The sequence below is a fragment of the Deinococcus sp. genome, from assembly GCF_018260405.1.
Lineage (GTDB): Bacteria > Deinococcota > Deinococci > Deinococcales > Deinococcaceae > Deinococcus.
On the sequence record NZ_JAGLBG010000002.1, the window covers coordinates 1 to 245 of the forward strand.

Consider the following 245-nt stretch of genomic DNA (forward strand, 5'->3'; position numbering starts at 1 on the left):
TTGCCTGGGTTCCGTTTTGGTCAAGAGGGCGCCGCCTGTAGCGCCACACCGCGAAATCCTTATTTTTCTCGCCTCTGCTCGGATGGAATCCAAAACGGCCCGGTTCCATCGTCAGTCCGTATGAGCTTGTCATCAATCGTCAACTGAAGTCCACCAGTTGTCGCCGCAGCTCAGCACCCGCCACCCCGGGGGGCCTTGACGCTGCCCCCGACCTGGTGGCACACTCAGGGTACGTCAACAGGGGT